The sequence below is a fragment of the Streptomyces sp. NPDC054786 genome (assembly GCF_053611685.1).
Genome location: NZ_JBSHAW010000013.1, coordinates 1 through 16555 on the forward strand (window position 1 = coordinate 1; position 16555 = coordinate 16555).

16 protein-coding genes are annotated in these 16555 nt (G+C 71.1%); 7 read left to right on the forward strand and 9 right to left on the reverse strand.

Features of this window, described 5'->3' with window-relative positions:
- Positions 1-278: 278 nt before the first annotated feature.
- Positions 279-3560 (forward strand): sacsin N-terminal ATP-binding-like domain-containing protein, encoded by a 3282-nt coding sequence (locus tag ACWGI6_RS13075; protein WP_453267556.1) that lies wholly within the window; start codon positions 279-281, stop codon positions 3558-3560.
- A gap of 75 nt (positions 3561-3635) precedes the next feature.
- Here ACWGI6_RS13075 and ACWGI6_RS13080 read toward each other — a convergent pair whose 3' ends face one another.
- Together ACWGI6_RS13080 and ACWGI6_RS13085 are read right to left on the reverse strand one after the other, a co-directional pair.
- Positions 3636-3857, reverse strand: coding sequence for a DUF397 domain-containing protein (locus ACWGI6_RS13080; protein WP_453267557.1), 222 nt, complete (start codon positions 3855-3857; stop codon positions 3636-3638).
- Positions 3835-4674, reverse strand: coding sequence for a helix-turn-helix domain-containing protein (locus ACWGI6_RS13085; protein WP_453267558.1), 840 nt, complete (start codon positions 4672-4674; stop codon positions 3835-3837). Before ACWGI6_RS13085 ends, ACWGI6_RS13080 begins: the two co-directional genes overlap by 23 nt.
- 163 nt (positions 4675-4837) lie before the next feature.
- On the opposite strand from ACWGI6_RS13085, the gene ACWGI6_RS13090 reads away from it, so the two are divergent.
- Positions 4838-5182 (forward strand): hypothetical protein, encoded by a 345-nt coding sequence (locus tag ACWGI6_RS13090; protein WP_453267559.1) that lies wholly within the window; start codon positions 4838-4840, stop codon positions 5180-5182.
- A 3-nt stretch (positions 5183-5185) separates the two neighbouring features.
- Here the strand turns inward: ACWGI6_RS13090 and ACWGI6_RS13095 are convergent, their stop codons facing one another.
- The 4 genes from ACWGI6_RS13095 to ACWGI6_RS13110 form a co-directional block, all read right to left on the reverse strand.
- Positions 5186-5371, reverse strand: coding sequence for a hypothetical protein (locus tag ACWGI6_RS13095; protein ID WP_453267560.1), 186 nt, complete (start codon positions 5369-5371; stop codon positions 5186-5188).
- Between the two features lie 140 nt (positions 5372-5511).
- Positions 5512-5703, reverse strand: coding sequence for a hypothetical protein (locus ACWGI6_RS13100; protein WP_453267561.1), 192 nt, complete (start codon positions 5701-5703; stop codon positions 5512-5514).
- A 147-nt stretch (positions 5704-5850) separates the two neighbouring features.
- Complete coding sequence (locus ACWGI6_RS13105; protein ID WP_453267562.1) at positions 5851-8265, reverse strand: HAD-IC family P-type ATPase; 2415 nt, start codon at positions 8263-8265, stop codon at positions 5851-5853.
- Between the two features lie 68 nt (positions 8266-8333).
- A complete protein-coding gene (locus ACWGI6_RS13110; RefSeq protein WP_453267563.1) occupies positions 8334-8594 on the reverse strand; it encodes a DUF2530 domain-containing protein in 261 nt (86 codons plus the stop codon).
- A 273-nt stretch (positions 8595-8867) separates the two neighbouring features.
- Here ACWGI6_RS13110 and ACWGI6_RS13115 point away from each other — a divergent pair, with 273 nt between their 5' ends.
- The gene (locus ACWGI6_RS13115; RefSeq protein ID WP_453267564.1) at positions 8868-10340 is read left to right on the forward strand and encodes an NCS2 family permease; all 1473 of its coding nucleotides are present in this window, start codon (positions 8868-8870) and stop codon (positions 10338-10340) included.
- Here the strand turns inward: ACWGI6_RS13115 and ACWGI6_RS13120 are convergent.
- Positions 10333-10524: a hypothetical protein gene (locus tag ACWGI6_RS13120; protein WP_453267565.1), complete on the reverse strand. Its 192-nt coding sequence runs from the start codon at positions 10522-10524 to the stop codon at positions 10333-10335. The genes ACWGI6_RS13115 and ACWGI6_RS13120 overlap by 8 nt on opposite strands.
- Positions 10525-10654: 130 nt before the next feature.
- Here ACWGI6_RS13120 and ACWGI6_RS13125 point away from each other — a divergent pair, with 130 nt between their 5' ends.
- The 3 genes from ACWGI6_RS13125 (at position 10655) to thpR (ending at position 13295) form a co-directional block, all read left to right on the forward strand.
- A complete protein-coding gene (locus ACWGI6_RS13125; protein ID WP_128505212.1) occupies positions 10655-11119 on the forward strand; it encodes a MarR family winged helix-turn-helix transcriptional regulator in 465 nt (154 codons plus the stop codon).
- A gap of 29 nt (positions 11120-11148) precedes the next feature.
- Positions 11149-12579, forward strand: a complete 1431-nt coding sequence (locus ACWGI6_RS13130) for an MFS transporter (RefSeq protein ID WP_453267566.1) — start codon at positions 11149-11151, stop codon at positions 12577-12579.
- A gap of 146 nt (positions 12580-12725) precedes the next feature.
- Positions 12726-13295: an RNA 2',3'-cyclic phosphodiesterase gene (thpR, locus tag ACWGI6_RS13135; RefSeq protein ID WP_453267567.1), complete on the forward strand. Its 570-nt coding sequence runs from the start codon at positions 12726-12728 to the stop codon at positions 13293-13295.
- Positions 13296-13607: 312 nt separating this feature from the next.
- Here thpR and ACWGI6_RS13140 read toward each other — a convergent pair whose 3' ends face one another.
- Positions 13608-14606, reverse strand: a complete 999-nt coding sequence (locus ACWGI6_RS13140; protein WP_453267568.1) for an aldo/keto reductase — start codon at positions 14604-14606, stop codon at positions 13608-13610.
- 114 nt (positions 14607-14720) lie between these two features.
- Positions 14721-15404, reverse strand: a complete 684-nt coding sequence (locus tag ACWGI6_RS13145; protein ID WP_453267678.1) for a GDSL-type esterase/lipase family protein — start codon at positions 15402-15404, stop codon at positions 14721-14723.
- A gap of 146 nt (positions 15405-15550) precedes the next feature.
- On the opposite strand from ACWGI6_RS13145, the gene ACWGI6_RS13150 reads away from it, so the two are divergent.
- Positions 15551-16546, forward strand: a complete 996-nt coding sequence (locus ACWGI6_RS13150; RefSeq protein WP_453267569.1) for a hypothetical protein — start codon at positions 15551-15553, stop codon at positions 16544-16546.
- Positions 16547-16555 lie beyond the last annotated feature (9 nt).

Here is a 16555-nt window from a genome sequence, read left to right on the forward strand (position 1 = left end):
CTCCACGAACAAGTGCTACCGGCGCGCGTTCCTGCTGGAGCAGGGTGGGTGTTCGGACGTAAAGCGAAGCAGTCCGCACACCCACCCCGGAGGCCCCGAACCCGGCACCCCACAAACTCAGGGCCCCACCCCGAACACCCCCTCCCGCCGTAGGCGGACACACCTCCCGCCGAAGGCGGGGAAAACGACCGCCGAAGGCGGGAAACAGGCACGGCGGGGCACCCGCAGACGTGGGGCGATACCGTCGGCCCACCGACACACGCTTAGGGAGACGGACAGTGACAGCTACGTCGTGGGTGCGAGGCGCAGCCGGAGACCCGTTCGGGACGGCCCGACTGCGGCGTGGCGTGCTGGATGCCTGGGCCGCCTCGCCGGCCCGGTTCCGGGAGGATGCCAATGCCGAGGAGGACCTGGCGCTCGGCGGCTACCGGGACCGGCTCGCCGTGGAGCTGGCGCAGAACGCGGCGGACGCGGCGGCGCGGGCGGGCGTCCCCGGCCGGCTGCGGCTGACCCTGCACGCGGCCGACGGCGACGCTCCCGCCGTACTCGTCGCGTCCAACACCGGCGCCCCGCTGGACGCCACCGGCGTCGAGTCGCTGTCGACGCTGCGCGCCTCCGCGAAGCGGGAGGCCAGTGCGTCGGCCGGTGCGGTCGGGCGGTTCGGCGTGGGCTTCGCCGCGGTGCTGTCCGTGAGCGACGAGCCGGCGCTGGTGGGCCGTACCGGCGGGGTGCGCTGGTCGCTGGCCGAGGCGCGGGCGATGGCGGAGGAGGTCGCGGCGCACAGCCCCGGCCTGGGCGGTGAGCTGCGCCGGCGCGACGGCCATGTCCCGCTGCTGCGGCTGCCGCTGCCCGCGGAGGGCGGGGCGCCCGAGGGGTACGACACCGCCGTCGTGCTGCCGCTGCGGGACGTCGCGGCGCAGGATCTCGCCGAGCGGCTGCTGGACGGGATCGATGCGGCGCTGTTGCTGACCCTGCCGGGGCTGGCCGAGGTCGTGATCGAGACCCCCGAGCATGTACGGGAGCTGAGGCGGAGTCAGGACGGCCCCTACGTCCTGATCGAGGACAGCGAGCGCGGCGCCACCCGGTGGCGGGTGGCGGGCGACGGCGGTCCGCTGGACGCGGCGCTGCTGGCGGACCGGCCCGTCGAGGAGCGGCTGCGGCCGGCCTGGTCGGTGACCTGGGCGGTGCCGGTGGACGACGAGGGCGCACCGGCGCGGCCGGGGACGGCGCCAGTGGTGCATGCGCCGACGCCCACGGACGAGCCGCTGGGACTGCCCGCGCTGTTGATCGCCTCGTTCCCCCTGGAGCCGACCCGGCGGCATGTCGCGCCCGGCCCGCTGACGGACTTCCTGGTGGAGCGGGCGGCCGCGACCTACGCGACGCTGCTGGGCGACTGGCAGCCGGTGTCGGTGGGCACCCTCGACCTGGTGCCGGGGCCGCTGGGCAAGGGCGGTCTGGACGGTGAGCTGCGCCGGCAGGTGCTGGAGCTGCTGCCCCGGGTGCGGTTCCTGCCGAGCGCGGGTGCGCCCGGTGGCCGGGCCGCCGAGCCCGAGGCACCGGCGGCGGACGAGTGGGACGAGGGCGACGGCGGCGTGGACCGCTTCGTGCTGCGCCCGGTGGATGCCGAATTGGTGGAGGGCGCGGGCGCGGCGACGGTCGGGGTACTGGCCGAGCTGTTCCCCAGCCTGCTGCCGGCCGGCCTCGAACGCCGCCCGGAGCTGCGGGCGCTGGGTGTGGCCCGGGTGGGACTCGGCGAGATGGTCGACCGACTGGCGGGCGTCGAACGCTCGCCCGGCTGGTGGTGGCGGCTCTATGACGCGCTGGCCGGCACCGACCCGGACCGGCTCAGCGGGCTGCCGGTGCCGCTGGCGGGCACGGCGGGCCAGGGGCCCGGCGCGGGCAGCGGTGTCCGGACCACGATCGGGCCGCGCCAGGTGCTGCTGCCGCTGCCCGGTGGCGGCTCCGACGAGGACGCCGCGGCCCGGCACCGTACGCTCGCCCGGCTCGGACTGAAGGTCGCCCACCCCGACGCGGTGCACCCCCTGCTGGAGAAGCTGGGCGCCACCCCGGCCGCACCCCGCGCCGTACTGACCACCCCCCAGGTGCGCGCGGCCGTGGCGAACTCGCTGGACGCGGACGAGGACGCCTACGACGTCTTCGCCGACGAGACCGAGGGCGGGGCGGGAGCTCCGCTGGGCGCCGAGGAGCTGGCGGAGACCGTGCTCGGGCTGGTCCGGGACGCCAACCTGGCGCCGGGCGACGAGCCCTGGCTCGGGGCGCTCGCCCTGCCCGACGAGGACGGCGAGCTGGCGCCGGCGGGCGAGCTGGTGTACCCGGGCAGCGCCTTCGAGCGGGTCATCCGGGAGGGTGAACTCGCCGCCTGTGACGCGGAGTTGACCGAGCGATGGGGCGAGCAGCCGCTGACGGCCGTCGGCGTCATGGCCGACTTCGCGCTCGTACGGGCCACCGATGTGGTGCTCGACCCGGACGAAATGGAGCCGCGGGACGGGGACTTCGCCGAGCCGGACGACGTCGGGCTGCTGGACGCGGTGGACGTGTGGTGCGAGGACATCCTCGACGCGCTGCCGGAGACTCCCGTACCGCCGGTGGTGACCGAACTGGTGGCGGTGCGCGACCTCGATCTGGTCGACGACGACGCCTGGCCCGAGGTGCTGGCCATGCTCTCCCGCCCGCCCCTGCGCGACGCCCTGACCGCCCCGGTGCGGGTGCTGCTCCCCGACGGCACCACCGAATCCGTCCGCCCGTACACCGCCTGGTGGCTGCGCGGACACCCGGTGCTCGACGGACGCCGGCCCGCCGGTCTGCGCTCGGCGGGCGGCGATCCGCTGCTGGCCGGGCTGTACGAGTCCGCGGATGCGGGCGAGGTCGATGCGCAGGTGCTGCGCGCCCTCGGCGTCCGCACGTCCGTCGCCGCGCTCCTGGACGAGCCCGGCGGCGCCGCGGAACTGCTGACCCGGCTCGCCGACCCCGAGCTGCCCGTCGGCGCCGCACAACTCCACGCGATCTACGGCCTGCTGGCGGACCTCGACCCCGATCAGGTGACCCTGCCCGACGAGCTGCGGGTCGTGCTCGACGAGGAGGTCCGGGTGGTGGACGCGGCGGATGCGGTGGTCGCCGACGCACCGGACCTGGTGCCGCTGGCGGCCGGCCTCGCCCTGCTTCCGGTGCGCCCGGCCCGCGCCGCCGAGCTGGCGGAGCTGCTGCAGGTCCGCCGGCTGAGCGAGGCGGTCAGCGCCGAGGTCCGCTCCGAGGGCGTACGCCACGAGGTGCCCGAGGCCGTCCGCGTACTGCTCGGCGCCGCCACCCCCGAGGCATACCTCGAACACGAGGAACTGCTCGTCGGCGACAGCCCCGACGACACCACCGAACTGGACTGGCGCCGGACACCGGACGGCACCCTCCACGCCGCGACACTGGAGGGCGTCGCGGCGGCCCTGGCCTGGGCAGCGGCCCAATGGCCCCGCCGCTTCGAGGTCGCCGCCCTCCTGGAAGACCCGGAGCGGGGGGAGGAGCTGGCGCGGGCGCGGTGGTTCGACTGACGGCTGATCAGTATGGGTACGGCCTCCGTCGCGCTGCGGCGGGGGCCGCTTCCATGGGGCGTTGCGGGGACCGGCTCAGCCTGCGAACTCTCCGCTCTTGACGGCGGTGATGAAGGAGGCCCAGCCGTCCGCACGGAAGGCCAGCGCGGGACCGGTCGGGTTCTTGGAGTCGCGAACGGGGACGGTGCCGGGCATTCCGTCGGCGACCTCGATGCACGCGGCGCCCTCGCCGTTGCTGTAGCTGGACTTGCGCCAGCCGACCAGACCAAATGCGTCAGGAATCTTCTTCATCTTCATAGTCTCTCAGGTAACTGCGGATCAAATCGAGAGATCCGCTCTCCGGCAATGCCATGGAGCGAGCAATATCAAAGCGCTGAGTGAGCTGGAGGACGCGTCGCGGCGACTCCACCGACTCACCTGAAGCGAAGCTCTCGGCATATCCGGTCGTCGTGCCGTTCCTGAGGGTGAGCAGGGTCAAACTCCCCGCCAGCAGCGGATGTTCCCCCTGCCTGAAGGGCAGAATCTGAATCGACGTGTGCGGCAACTGGGTCATCGTGAGTATGTGGTGAATCTGCCCGGCCATGCACTTTACGCCCCCGACTGGGCGCCTTAGCGCAGCTTCGTCCATGATTGCCCAATAGAAGGGTGGTTCTGCCTTGTCGAATACGCGCTTGCGGCGCATCCGTGCTGCGGCCAGTTCGCTTACTCGTTCCTCGCGCTCGCCGGGAAGTGATTTCCGAATCAGGGCATGGGCGTAATCGTCGGTTTGCAGGAGTCCGGGAATCAGGCTGCTCTCGAATACCTGAATGCGAGCGGCCTTGGATTCTCCATGAACTACCGCCCGTCCGTAGTCCGGAATCGAGGCATCCTGCGCCATGGACAGCAACTCGACGAAGAGTCCGTCCGTGGCGAAGTGTGCGTCCAGGGCCTCGGCCAGCGCTTCGGACGGCAACTGCTCCCCCCGCTCCACCCGGCTGAGGTACGTATGCGGGTAGCCGACCTTGTCGGCGAGGGCTCGCTGCGAAAGGTCCGCGGCCTCCCGCAGGCGGCGTAAGCGCCGGCCCAGTACCGAGCGTGGGGTGGCCCTGTCGTCGTCCTCGTTGTTCAGCTCCACTGCTCGAACACACCTTCAACTCGCTGTCCACTGGCGGACTTTGGTGACACCTACGGCGTGCACTCAGCGTATTCCGTCAGCAATGCTGAGTGATGACGAAAGGCCCCCGCGACCGCTGCCACGGTCCGGGGGTGTGGTCATCAGCCCTATGGAGGTCGACGACATGAATCACGCTATCGAGAAACCTTCCGGCGTGACGGAGGAACACCACGGCCCCGTACGGCTCCTGCCCTGGTCGGGTCCCGACGGCAAGCCCTGTTATCTCGTGGGTGAGGGCGGCGGGTATGTCTCCCGGGTCGCTGACGAGGTCGAGGGCGTACAGCTCGGCATGGCGGACGACATTCTCGGTCACGCGGAGGACATGCTCGCCGGTCGTCAGGTCACCAGCCGCGAGCTGCGGTTCCTCGCCCGGGGGTTGGCAGACGTGCTGCGGGACGTGCGACGCGTTGCGGAGAGCCGGGGTGCTCGGCTGTCCGCGCCGGGGGCGTGCGCACGATGCGCACCATAGGGGTCAGTTCGAGCGGAATCTCTTGACGAGGCTCCAGACGACGACGATCGCGGAGAGGGCGAGGAGGGGCCACACCCACCAGTCGATGGTGCCGTCACCGGTGCCGCTGTAGTGGCCGCCGGTGTGGTGGTGGTAGTGGCGATGCGAGCTCGCCAGCACCCTGTACGCCAGGTCCCCGTGGAATGTCATGGGGCAGGAGCGTAGTACGGCAACAGCGCCCGGGGTATCGGCCGGGCAGGTCCTCTTCGGCCCTTCGCACCGCCCGCGGAGCGGGGAAGCACGGGTTCCCCCTCAGCCCCGTAGCGCGCGATGCGCGCAGCGGCCGTCGCTCACCTGGCCCGCAGCCGCTTCACGAACACCCAGCCGACCCCGAGCACGACGCCGACCGGGATCATCCACCAGGCGCCGCCGAACGAGGCGCCGGGGGAGTGGGTGCCGTAGTGGCCGCCGTAGTGGCTGGAGTGGTGGTGCGAGCGTGCCAGCAGTTCGAAGGCGCGGGCTGCTGAGTGGTGGAATGTCATGGACACGGACTCTAGGGGAGGCGGGGCGGGCGTCGGGATGGCGGGGTGGCCGCGGTGGCCGGGCCGGATTGCCGGGCCGCGCTCGGGGGCGGGGCTGAGGTTCCGGCCCCGTTTCCGCGGGCCGGGCCGAGGCGCCGGCCCCCTTCGTCAGGCCGGGAACCGTCGGGCCACCCACCGCCAGGTGATCTCCAGCAGCACCGCCGCCGCCACCGCGATGGCGACGGCCGCCCACGGCATCGTCGTGCCGACCAGGCGCAGGTCGAAGAACGTCTGCAGCGCGGGGGTGGCGAGGACGGCGACGAAGGCCAGGCCCATCGCCAGGACCAGGGCGATCCGCCACCAGGTGTAGGGGCGGGCGATGATCACCAGTACCCACATCGCGGCGAGGAAGAGGGTCAGGGTCGCGGCACTGGTCTCGGCGGGCAGGGCGTGGGGGCCGGTGTAGTAGCTGCGGGCGAGCAGGTAGGTGGTGAAGGCGGCGAGGCCGGTGATCAGGCCGGACGGCACCGCGTAGCGCATCACCCGGCGGACGAAGTGCGGTTTGGCGCGCTCGTTGTTGGGGGCCAGGGCGAGGAAGAACGCGGGGATGCCGATGGTCAGGGTGGAGAGCAGCGTCAGATGCCGCGGCAGGTACGGGTAGGGGATCTGGCAGCAGGCCACCAGGATCGCCAGCAGGACGGAGTAGACGGTCTTGGTGAGGAAGAGGGTGGCGACCCGGGTGATGTTGCCGATGACCCGACGGCCCTCGGCGACGACCGAAGGCAGCGTCGCGAAGCTGTTGTTGAGCAGGACGATCTGGGCGACGGCGCGGGTCGCCTCCGAGCCGGAGCCCATCGCGACGCCGATGTCGGCGTCCTTGAGGGCGAGTACGTCATTGACGCCGTCGCCGGTCATCGCGACGGTGTGACCGCGGGACTGCAGGGCCGCGACCATCTCCCGCTTCTGCTGGGGGGTGACCCGGCCGAAGACCGCGGCCTTTTCGACCGCGGCCGCCATGGCGGCCGTGTCGCCGGGCAGTTCGCGCGCGTCCACCGGGTCGTCCGCGCCCGGCAGCCCCAGTTTGCCGGCCACCGCGCCCACCGACACCGCGTTGTCGCCGGAGATCACCTTGGCCTGGACGCCCTGTTCCGCGAAGTAGTGCAGAGTGTCGGGGGCGTCCGGGCGCAGCCGCTGTTCCAGGACGACCAGCGCGGTGGGCCGTAGGGCCGCGGTGACCTCGGGGTCGTCCAGCTCCCGTTCGGTGCGGGCCAGCAGCAGTACGCGCAGGCCCTGTGCGTTGAGGCCGTCGATCTCGGTGAGGTGATGGTCGGCGGGTGGCAGCAGGACGTCCGGGGCGCCGAGCAGCCAGGTGGTGCTCTCGCCGTCCGGGCCGTTGAGGGCGGCGCCGCTGTATTTGCGGGCGGAGGAGAACGGCAGCGCCCGGGTGCACCGCCAGCCGTCGTCCGCCGGATATGCCTCGATGATCGCCTGGAGGGAGGCATTGGGCCGCGGATCGCATGCGCCGAGCGCGCCCAGCACCTTCTCCACGTGCGCCTCGTCGCCGTCGAGGGAGCGCAGCCCGTTGACGTCCATCCCGCCCTCGGTGAGCGTGCCGGTCTTGTCCAGGCACACCACATCGACCCGGGCCAGCCCCTCGATGGCGGGCAGCTCCTGTACCAGGCACTTCTTGCGGCCGAGCCGGATGACGCCGATCGCGAAGGCGACGGAGGTGAGCAGCACCAGGCCCTCGGGGATCATCGGCACGATGCCGGCGACCATCCGGCGGATGGCCTCGTCGCCCGGCAGACCGAGGGTGAGCAGATGGCTCAGGATGAGACCGATCGCGGTCGGAATCATCATCCAGGTCACGTACTTGAGGATCCGGCTGATGCCGGTGCGCAGCTCGGAGTGGACCAGGGTGAAGCGGCTGGCCTCCTCGGCGAGCCGGGCCGCGTACGCCTGGCGGCCGACCTTGGTCGCGGTGAAGGCACCGCTGCCCGCGACGACGAAGCTGCCGGACATCATCCGGTCGCCGGGCTTCTTGAGGACCGGATCGGCCTCGCCGGTCAGCAGCGACTCGTCGACCTCCAGGCCGTCGCTCTCCAGCACCTCGCCGTCGACGATGACCTTGTCACCGGGACCGAGTTCGATGACATCGCCGAGGACCACTTCATAGGTGGGGATCTCGACGGCGACCCCGTCGCGCCGGACGGTCGGCCGCGCCTCGCCGATGACCGCCAGGCTGTCCAGGGTCCTCTTGGCGCGCAGCTCCTGGACGATGCCGATGCCGGTGTTGGCGACGATGACAAAGCCGAACAGGCCGTCCTGGATCGGGCCGACGACCAGGATGATCACGAAGAGCACGCCGATGATGGCGTTGAAGCGGGTGAAGACATTGGCGCGGACGATCTCGGCGGCCGAGCGGGAGGACCGTACGGGGACGTCGTTGATCTCGCCCCGGGCGACCCGCTCCGCGACCTCGGCGGCGGTCAGTCCGGGGTTGACCGGTTCCTGAGCGGTCCGTCGGGCCGGCTCGCGGCCCGCTCCGGAGTGCTCGGTCTCGGCCCTCGCCCGCTCCGTCATGACCTCGACGTTACGGGCGGAATGCGCACTTCACCCGCCGGCTGGGCGGGGTGGTGGGGGGTGTGCGCTCAGGACCGGTCGTCCGTCGCCGCGGCGCGCCTGATCGCGGCGTCCCGTGCCCGGACGTACCAGATGCCCACCAGCCCGGGGCCGCCGCCGGCCAGGCAGGTCCACACCCACCAGGTGTGGCCGTGGTCGGCGAACCAGCCGTAGAAGGGGAGCTGGCCGAGGAAGAGCACGAACCAGATGATGGTGCCGCCGGTGATCGTGCCGACGACGGGGCCCTCGAGAGGCGCCGGGGCCTCGCGCAGTTCGGACTTCTTCCACATGGTGGCCAGCTTACGGGGAGGGAATGCGGGGGCCGCGGGCGGCGGTGGGCAGGGCGCGGAACGCTGTGGGGTGGCCTGCCGGGTGCTTGCGCCACAAGGGTCTACGCGCGGAGATAGCGATCACCGGCTTGTTTATTCATACTGAACCTTTCTGGATACGGCTGGTTTGGCTCGTCTATTCATCCAACCTGATCCGGTTGTTTCTGATTCTGTACGTGTTCCAGGCCCCCGGGCCCCCACGCCTGCCCAGGCCCGTCCGACTGAGGTCCCCGCATGCCCCCCTCGGCCACCACGCCGGTCGACACCCTCGAAAACCCCGGTCCGAAGCCTCCCAAGAACGGCTTCGACCGCTTCTTCAAGATCTCTGAGCGGGGGTCGACGGTCGGTCGCGAACTCCGCGGCGGCCTGGCGACGTTCTTCGCGATGGCCTACATCATCGTGCTGAACCCGATCATTCTCGGCTCCGGAGTCGATAAGTTCGGCCATCATCTCGACAACGCCCAGCTGGTCACGGCCACCGCGCTGATGGCCGGTCTGAGCACGGTGCTGATGGGCGTCATCGGCAACGTCCCGATCGCCATCGCCGCGGGCCTCGGCATCAATGCCGTGGTCTCTTTGCAGCTCGCGCCCAAGATGAGCTGGCCGGACGCGATGGGCATGGTCGTGCTCGCCGGTCTGGTGCTGATGGTCCTGGTCGCCTCGGGGCTGCGGCAGCGGGTGATGGACGCGATCCCCAACGGACTGCGGCGGGCCATCGCCATCGGCATCGGCCTGTTCATCTCGCTGATCGGTCTGGTCGACGCCGGCTTTGTGACGCGTAACCCGGACGCCGCGCACACCACCGTGCCGATGAGCCTGGGGCAGGGCGGACAGCTCAAGGGCTGGCCGGTGCTGGTCTTCGTCCTCGGCCTGGTGCTGATGTTCGTGCTGATCGTGCGGAAGGTCAGGGGCGCGATCCTGATCGGCATGGTCACCATGGCCGTCGTCGCGATCATCATCAACGCCGTCGCCCATATCCCGGACGCGGCCTGGGGCCTGTCGGTCCCCAACGTCCCGGACAAGATCATCGACACCCCGGACTTCGGTCTGATCGGTCAGATCAGTCTCTTCGGCGGCTTCAAGGAAGTCGGCGTGCTGACCGGCTGCCTGTTCGTCTTCACCGTGCTGCTCTCCGGCTTCTTCGACGCGATGGGCACCATCATCGGCGTCGGCGAGGAGGCCGGGCTGCTGAACAACGAGACCGGCCAGCTGCCGAACATGGGCCGGATCCTCATGGTCGACGGCCTCGCGGTCGCGGGCGGCGGCTTCGGCTCCGCCTCCGCCAACACCTGCTTCGTGGAGTCCACGGCCGGTGTCGGCGAGGGTGCCCGCACCGGTCTCGCGAACCTGATGACCGGTGGACTCTTCCTGCTCGCGCTGATCTTCACGCCGTTGGCGACCGTCGTCCCCTCGCAGGCCGCGACGCCCGCGCTGCTGGTCGTCGGCTTCCTGATCATGGCCTCGAACGTGCGGGACATCGACTGGGGCGACTTCACCGTCGGCATCCCCGCGTTCCTGACGATGGTCTCGATGCCGTTCACCTACAGCATCACCAACGGCATCGGCATGGGCATCCTGGCCCTCATCCTGCTGCGCACGGCGACCGGCCGCTTCAAGGAGATCCCCTGGCTGCTGAACGCCGTCGGGCTCTGCTTCCTGATCTACTTCCTGCTCGACCCGATCGAGCAGGTGCTCGGGGTCAAGTAGCGGGCCAGCGCACCCCCAGCTTCTTCGTCTCGTCGACCGACGACTGGAAGCGCTCGTCGAAGTCCTCGCGGATGAGCGTCCGGACCACATAGTCCTGGACGCTCATTCCGCGTTTTGCGGCGTGCTGCCGCATGCGGTCCAGCAGTTCCCCGTCCACGCGCAGGCTGAGCACTTCCGATCCCATACGGACACGGTCCCGTCCGTACGCGGTCAGGCGCGTCACTTTCGGCCGCGTCCTCACTCATATGGGTGATCCCCGCAGGGCTGCACCCCTTGGCTTTCCTTAGAAAGGGTAATGAGTTATGCTAAAGACCATGCCGGAACTGTCCCGCCCCCAGCCTGACGGCCGGGAGGTGCCCCCAGACGACGCAGCCGCGGTGAACGCGCTGCGGTCCGCCGTGATGCGCCTGTCCCGCCGACTCAAGCACCAGCGGGTCGACGAATCGCTGAGCCCCACCGAGATGTCGGTGCTCGGCACCCTCGCCCGGTGCGGCCATGCCACCCCCGGCGAGCTGGCCCGCAAGGAGCATGTGCAGCCGCCGTCGATGACCCGCATCGTGGCCATGCTGGAGGCCAAGGGACTGGTCCGGCTCGAACCGCACCCCGACGACCGCCGTCAGAAGGTCGTCACCCAGACCGAACAGGCCGAGGCGATGCTCGAAGAGAGCCGCCGTAAGCGCAATGCCTGGCTCGCCGAGCTGGCCTCCGGGCTGGACGAGGACGAGTGGGCGAAGGTGCGGGCCGCCGCGCCCGTGCTGGAGAAGCTCGCACAGCTGTAGAAACCCGAGGCCGAGGAGGCGAACCCACTTTGAGTACGGGATCCGGAGCAGACTCCGCCCCCGCACCGAACTCCCAAGAAGACACGGTTTCCGACGACGCGACCGCGACCACTCCGGGCACCGCCCAGGGTGTCGCCGCAGGCCCCGCCGCCACACCGCGCAAGGGCACGTTCAGCTCCCTACGAATTCGTAACTACCGCCTCTTCGCCACCGGCCAGGTGGTGTCCAACACGGGCACCTGGATGCAGCGCATCGCCCAGGACTGGCTGGTGCTCAGCCTCACCGGCTCGTCCGCCGCGGTCGGCATCACCACCGCGCTGCAGTTCCTGCCGATGCTGCTCTTCGGGCTCTACGGCGGCGTCATCGCCGACCGCTTCGCCAAGCGCAAGCTGCTTCTGTTCACCCAGTCCGCCATGGGCCTCACCGGCCTCGCGCTCGCCGTGCTCACACTGAGCGGCCATGTGCAGGTCTGGCACGTCTACCTGGTCGCCTTCGTCCTCGGCCTGGTCACCGTCGTCGACAACCCCTCCCGGCAGGCCTTTGTCTCCGAAATGGTCGGCCAGGACGAGCTGCGCAACGCCGTCAGCCTCAACTCCGCCAACTTTCAGTCCGCGCGGCTGATAGGGCCCGCCGTCGCCGGTGTCCTGATCACCGCTTTCGGCAGCGGCTGGGCCTTTCTGCTCAACGGCCTTTCCTTCCTCGCCCCGATCGCCGGCCTGCTGATGATGCGGACCGCCGAACTCCACAAGGTCGACCGTGTCCCGCGCAGCAAGGGCCAGTTGCGGGAGGGGCTGCGGTATGTGTCGGGGCGTCCCGACCTGATCTGGCCCATCGTCCTGGTCGGCTTCATCGGGACCTTCGGCTTCAACTTCCCGATCTGGCTGACCGCGTTCGTCTACCACGTCTACCACCAGGGCGCCGGCACCTACTCCCTGTTCAACGGGCTGATGGCGGCCGGTTCACTGATCGGCGCACTGCTCGCGGCCCGCCGTGCCACCTCCCGGCTGCGGATGCTGGTCGGCGCGGCGATCCTCTTCGGCGCCCTGGAGATCGCGGCCGCGCTCGCGCCGTCGTTCTGGGTCTTCGCGGCGCTCCTCGCCCCGATCGGCATGGTCGGCCTGACGATCAACGTCACCGCCAATTCGAGCATCCAGATGGCCACCGATCCGCTCATGCGCGGCCGGGTGATGAGCCTGTTCATGATGGTCTTCGTGGGCGGCACCCCGCTGGGCGCACCGGTCGTCGGCTGGATCACCGACGCCTTCGGTGCCCGGATCGGCTTCCTGGCGGGCGGCCTGGTCTCCATGGTGTCCGCGGCCCTCATCGGCCTGATCCTCGCCCGGGTGGGCGGCCTGCGCCTCAAGATCGACCTACGGCGTGGCCGTCGGCACGTCGCCTTTGTGCCCCGGGTCTCGGCCACCACCGCCTCCGCGGAGCAGAACCTGGCTCCGGCGGCGTAGGGCGGTCCGGCGGGAGCGCGTCCGCCGGCCCGGCCCGCGCCCAGGCCGGGGCCGGCCCGAACCGCCCGGGACCGGCCTCCGGGCGGGGGTGGCACGTTTCCCGGCTGATCCGCCGGACGGCACGAGCCCTGCGCCACACTGACCGCATGAGACTCTTCGCCGCCGTCCTGCCCCCCGCGCCCGCGATCGAGGAACTGGCCGCCGAGGTAGCGCAGTTGAAGCAGCTGCCGGCCGCCGACCGGCTGCGGTGGACCGGCCGGGACAGCTGGCACTACACCCTTGCCTTCTACGGCGAGGTGCCCGAGGAGATCGTCCCCGACCTGCGGGAACGCCTGGGCCGCGCCGCCGGTCGCCGCGCCCCCTACGCGCTGCGGATCGCCGGCGGCGGCCGCTTCTCGGACCGGGTGGTGTGGGCCGGGGCGGACGGCGACCGGCCCGCCATGCGCACGCTCGCCGACGCGGCGTCGGCGGCGGCCCGCCGGGCCGGCATCTCCATGGAGGAGCAGCACCGCCCGTACACCCCCCACCTCACCCTCGCCAGAAACCGCGTCCCCGACCTGGACCTGCGCCCGTACGCGACCGCCCTCAAGGACTTCGCCGGGGCCTCTTGGACGGTCGGCGCACTCTCCCTGGTGTGCAGCCATCCGCCCGTCCCCGGCGTGGCGGGCAAGCAGCCCCGGTACGAAACGGTGGGGACCTGGCCGCTGGGCCACTGAGCGCCGCCGGACCCGGCGGCCGGTACCGCCGGACTCCTGTCGGCCGGGTGGCCGGGTACCTCCGTGCCGCCGCCGCCCGCGTACCTCCGTGCCGCCGCCCGCCGGCCGTGTACCCCGGGCCGCTGAAACGTTCGGATCTGCCCCGGTTACGCTCAGAGGGTGGACCCCAAAACCCGTAACCGGATCATGTCCGGCCTGCTCGCCGTCCTGCTCGTCGTCGTGGTCGTGGCGGCGGCGCTGCACTGAGCGATGCCGTGGCCGCTGCCGAGCGCCCGACAGCCGGCCTGACCGGCTGCCGGGCGCACCACGCGCTCACCAGGCGAAGGCCTCCGGGGTCGGGCCGGGGCCGGGGAAGATCTCGTCCAGCGAGGCGAGGAGCTCGTCCGGCAGTTCCAGTTCGACGGCGCGCAGCGCGGAGGCGAGCTGGTCCGTGGTGCGGGGGCCGACGATCGGGCCGGTGATGCCGGGGCGGGTCAGGAGCCAGGCCAGGGCGACCTCGCCGGGCTCCAGGCCGTGCTTGTCGAGCAGGTCCTCGTAGGACTGGATCTGGGCACGGATCGCGGAGTTGGCGAGGGCATCGGCGGAGCGGCCGGCGCCCGAGCGGGCCGCGCCGCCCTCGCGTTCCTTGCGCAGGGCGCCGCCCAGCAGCCCGCCGTGCAGCGGGGACCAGGGGATGACGCCCAGGCCGTAGCCCTGGGCGGCCGGGATGACCTCCATCTCGGCGCGCCGCTCGGCGAGGTTGTAGAGGCACTGCTCACTGACCAGGCCCAGCGAACCGCGGCGGGCGGCCGTCTCGTTGGCGCGGGCGATGTGCCAGCCGGCGTGGTTGGACGAGCCGGCGTAGAGGATCTTGCCCTGCTGGACGAGGACGTCGATGGCCTGCCAGATCTCGTCCCAGGGCGTGTCCCGGTCGACGTGGTGGAACTGGTAGAGGTCGATGTAGTCGGTGCCCAGCCGCTTGAGACTCGCGTCCACCGAGCGCCGGATGTTGAGCGCGGAGAGCTTGTCGTGGTTGGGCCAGACCGGGCCGCCTTCCGGTGCCATGTTGGCGTAGACCTTGGTGCCCAGCACGGTCTTGTCGCGCCGGCCGCCGCCCTTGGCGAACCACGAGCCGACGATTTCTTCGGTACGGCCCTTGTTGGCCCCAAAACCGTAGACGTTGGCGGTGTCGAAGAAGTTGACGCCCGCGCCCTGCGCGGCGTCCATGATGGTGTGGCTGTCGGCCTCGTCCGTCTGAGGCCCGAAGTTCATCGTCCCGAGGACGAGTCGGCTGACCTTGAGTCCGGTGCGTCCGAGCTGCGTGTACTTCATGGTTGTTCAGCCAACGCCTTCGAGTGCTCTCGAAGCAAGGACCACGGGGGGTGGCGGGCACGGCTCGTCGTGGTTCCGGGCGAGGGGCGGGCGTTCCCGCGGGACGTGGATGCCTCAGTGAGCCGACAGCACCCCGTACGGCGCCCCGACCCCCCAGCCCTGATGCATCGCCCCGGCGAACGCCCCCGCGAGCAGTCGCTCCCCCCACTCCGACGGATGTGTCCCGTCGTACGTGGCGCGCTCGGTCTCCCATCCGTCCGGCTCGGAGGCCAGCAGCAACGGCGAGCCGGGGGTGGAGAGATCGGCGACGGCCTTGGCCAGCAGCTCGTTGAAGCGCTCGCACTGCGTGCCGAAATCGGTGTCCGCCGCCGCCCGCACATTGGGTATCACGGGCATCAGCACCGCTCGTATGTGCGGGGCGGCCTCCCGGGCCTGCGCCACGAACTCCCGCACGTTCTCCGCGGTCTGCTCGGCGTTCGTATAGAAGCCGAGGTCGATCAGGCCGAGCGAGACCAGCAGGGTGTCGGCGTCGTACCGGCGCACCATGTCACCGATGACCGGCGCCATGTGCAGCCAGCCCTCGCCCCAGCCGGCGAGATGGCGGCGGGCCTCCTCCGGGAAGCGGGGGTCGGCGTAGGCGGACGAGGTGGGGACGCCCTCGACGGGGTCATGGAGCGTGTGGCGCGGTCCGACGATGCGGTACGGGCCGTCGAACGTCGCGTTCAGGTGCTGCCACATCCGGTAGCGCCACGTGAAGTCGCCGGTGCTCCCCACCGTCATCGAGTCACCGACGAACATGATCCTCATCCGGCCATGATGGCCGAGATCCCCTACTGCTCGGTACGTGACGCTGGACACGCCCCGGGGGGCCGTGCGGTGCGGGCGGGGGTGAGGCGGGCGGTGGCCGCGCCACGCACGGTGGCCCGGGATGGCAGTCTGTGCCCATGCGTTCGCTTCTGTGCGCGGCCGGTGCCGCGGGAATCCTGTGGTCGGCGGCCGTGGTGCCCGCCGCCGCCGACGAGCCCGACGGCTTCACCATCGGCGATCCCCGGATCACCGAGTCCAGCGGCCTGGCGGCCAGCCGGGCGCACCCCGGGATCTACTGGACCCACAACGACAGCGACGACGGCCCGTACGTCTACGCCGTCGACGGCACGTCCGGCCGTACGGTCGCCAGGATCACGCTGCGCGGCATCGGCACCCCGCGCGATGTCGAGGCGATCTCCATCGGCCCGGACGGCGATATCTACGTCGGCGATATCGGCGACAACCTCGGCGGCAGCTGGAACCACGTCTGGATCTACCGCTTCCCCGAACCGAAGAAGCTGCGCGACGCCACGGTCACGGCGACCCAGTTCGATGTGAAGTACGCGGACGGGCCGCGGGACGCCGAAGCGCTGATGGTGCACCCCAAGACCGGCCGGGTCTATATCGCCAGCAAGAAGCAGGACGGCGGTGGCGCCCTCTACGAGGGCCCGCAGCGGCTCACCACCTCCGGCACCAACGTCTTCCGCAAGGTCGCGCCGATCGACCTGTGGGTGACCGATGGTGCGTTCTCCCCCGACGGCACCCGTCTCGTGATGCGCAGCTACTTCGGCGCCCGGATCTACCGCTGGCAGGACGGCCGCCCGAAGGACCTCGGCAGCGTGGGCGTACCCGTCCAACAGCAGGGCGAATCGGTCACCTTCACCCCCGACGGCCGCACCCTGATGTACGGCTCGGAGGGCAGCGACAGCGACGTCAAACCGGTCGGCCTGAGCGACAACCAGCTGCCGGACGCGGCAAAGGACGACCCGGCGAACGGCGACGACGCCAACAGCCAGGGCGGGAAGGGAAGTTCGGGCACGGACCTGGACCCCAGCTTCATCAAGGGGGCGATGGTCTTCGCCGTCGCCACGGCGCTGGTCGTCGGGCTGCGCAGGCTGCTGCGGCGGCGATAGGCGCGGGGG